A 2,442-nucleotide genomic window follows, 5' to 3' on the forward strand; every position below is an offset into this window, starting at 1 on the left:
CCGCCGAAGCGACCTATCAAGCGATCGAAAACTGGGCGGCGGCGGGCGCATCTTGCCCGGTGGCGCAATGATCTTGCAACTTTCAGACTATATTGCGGTGCAACTTTGATGTAGAAGCGCGCTTCGCCGATCACGGCAAATTGAACACGGCCCGGCGCGCACCCATATCGGCGACGCGCCCGCGTTATGAGGACGCTGGCCGAACCCGCAGTGGAAAAAACGACGATGAGAATCAGGTTTCACAAGCTTGCAGCCGTTGTTGTGCTCATTGGTTTCGCGGCGTGGATGGCGACAGGCGAGTTTTCGTCAGTCGGCAGCGTAGCCGCCAACAAAGCCAAGGCAGCCGAAGCCGAACAGGCCAAGGCGCCCGATGCAGCGAAGCCGAAGCCGGCGGAAGCCGAGCCGAAGGCACCGCTGCGCACGGTCGCTGTGGTGACGCCGCCACGCAAGACCTATGCACGCGCCATCCGCATTTCCGGGCTGACCGAAGCCGACAAGCGGGCGGTGCTGGCGACGCGCGTCGCCGGTGTCATCGACAAGCTGCCTGTCAAGCAAGGCGATCACGTCAAGACGGGGGATCTGGTGCTGATGCTTGCGGCGGAAGAAAAGATCTCGATGGTCGACAACGCCAAGCAATTGGTGGTGCAGCGCCAGGCCGAGATGGACGCAGCCTTGCGGCTGATGAAATCAGGCAATCTGCCGAAGCTGCAGCTCGACACCGCGCGCTCGAACCTGACCTCGGCGCAGTCGCAACTGGAAACGGCACAGGCCGAACTCGACCGCAACGAGGTGAAGGCGCCTTTCGACGGCGTTATCGACCGGGTGCCGGTGGAACTTGGCAGCTCCATCATGCAAGGCGGCGAGGTGGCGACCATCCTCAAGCTCGATCCGGTGATTGCTCGCGGCGAAGTCAGCGAGCGCGATCTCGGCTACCTCAAGCTCGGCGACAAGGCCACCATACGGCTGGTCAGCGGCCAGACCGTCCAAGGCACCGTGCGCTACATCAGCCGCGACGCCTCGTCGGCGACCCGCACCTTCCGCGTCGAGGTTGCCGTCCCCAATGCCGACGGCTCCGTGCCGGCCGGCATGACGGCGGAAATCGCGCTCAACGCACAGCCGACCGACGCGGTGCTGCTGCCGCGCTCGGTTGTGACGCTCGGCGACAAGGGCGACCTCGGCATCCGTGCCGTGAGCAAGGACAACAAGGTGGCGTTCTTCCCCATCGACCTCGTCGACGACACGCCGACAGGCCTCGTCCTCGGCGGCATACCGGCCGACGCCCGCATCATCGTCGCCGGCCAGGAACTGGTGAAGGAAGGCGATCTGGTCAATCCGGTCGAGGCCGACCAAGCGATCATCAAGAAGCTGCTCGGCGAAGCGACGGCCGGCACGCAGTAGCAAGAGATCGCGACGGACTAGCCCTGGGCGGGGACAATCGGCTGCGACGCAGCTCGTGAAAATTCAAGAACAGGCGTTAGCCATGGATATCGTCAGACTCGCAATCAACAATGCCCGCCTGACCATTTCGGTCCTCGTCTTCCTTCTGCTGGCGGGCTGGGTCGCCTATCAGGCGACGCCAAAGGAAGCGGAGCCCGACGTTCCGATTCCGATGATGTATGTCAGCCTGATCTACCAGGGCATTTCGCCCGAGGATTCGGAGCGGCTTCTGCTGCGGCCGATGGAAAGCAAGCTGAAAAGCCTGAAGGGCCTCAAGGAGATGCGTTCGGCCGCCTTCCAGGGCGGCGGCTACGTGCTGGTCGAATTCCAGCCGCAGACCAATCTGGCCACCGCGCTGCAGGACACGCGCAGCAAGGTGCAGGACGCCAAGGCCGACCTGCCGCAGGCGGCGGAAGAACCCGTCGTCACCGAAGTCAACATTTCCGAATTTCCCGTGCTAGTCGTCACGCTCTCGGGAAATCTGCCCGAACGCGTGCTGACCGCCGCCGCGCGTGAACTGCGCGACCGCATCGAGGAGGTTCCCGGTGTTCTCGAGGGCTCGCTGCAGGGTGCGCGCGACGATCTCGTCGAGGTCGTCATCGATCCGATGAAGCTGTCTTCCTATGGGCTGCAACTCGATCAACTGATCGGTGCGGTCGGCAACTCCAACAGCCTGGTCGCCGCCGGCAATATCGAAGGCTCGGAGGGCAAATACGCCGTCAAGGTACCGTCGCTGATCGAAACGCCGGAGGATGTCGCCGCACTGCCGGTGGTCGCCGGCCCCAATGCCGTGGTGCAGGCCAAGGACATCGCGACGATCCGTTCGACCTTCAAGGATGCCGAGACGGTGACCCGTCTCAACGGCAAGCCGGCCATCGCCATCGAAGTCAAGAAGCGCATCGGCTCCAACCTGATCGACACCATCGCCAAGGTGCGAACGGTGTCCGACGAGTTCGTCAAGTCGATGCCGGAGGGCATGAACGTCACCTACACGCAGGACAAGTC

Annotated in this window: 2 protein-coding genes; both read left to right on the top strand. The window is 63.4% G+C overall.

Translation table 11 applies throughout. The features are described from left to right. The first annotated feature begins 225 nt into the window (after window positions 1-225). Window positions 226-1,398: an efflux RND transporter periplasmic adaptor subunit gene (locus EN750_RS29305; protein WP_127398837.1), complete on the top strand. Its 1,173-nt coding sequence runs from the start codon at window positions 226-228 to the stop codon at window positions 1,396-1,398. 82 nt (window positions 1,399-1,480) lie between these two features. Next, on the top strand, window positions 1,481-2,442 hold a 962-nt coding region (locus tag EN750_RS29310; RefSeq protein ID WP_145968016.1), incomplete at its 3' end, for an efflux RND transporter permease subunit.

The sequence above is a fragment of the Mesorhizobium sp. M7A.F.Ca.ET.027.03.2.1 genome (assembly GCF_003999175.1).
Taxonomy (GTDB): domain Bacteria; phylum Pseudomonadota; class Alphaproteobacteria; order Rhizobiales; family Rhizobiaceae; genus Mesorhizobium.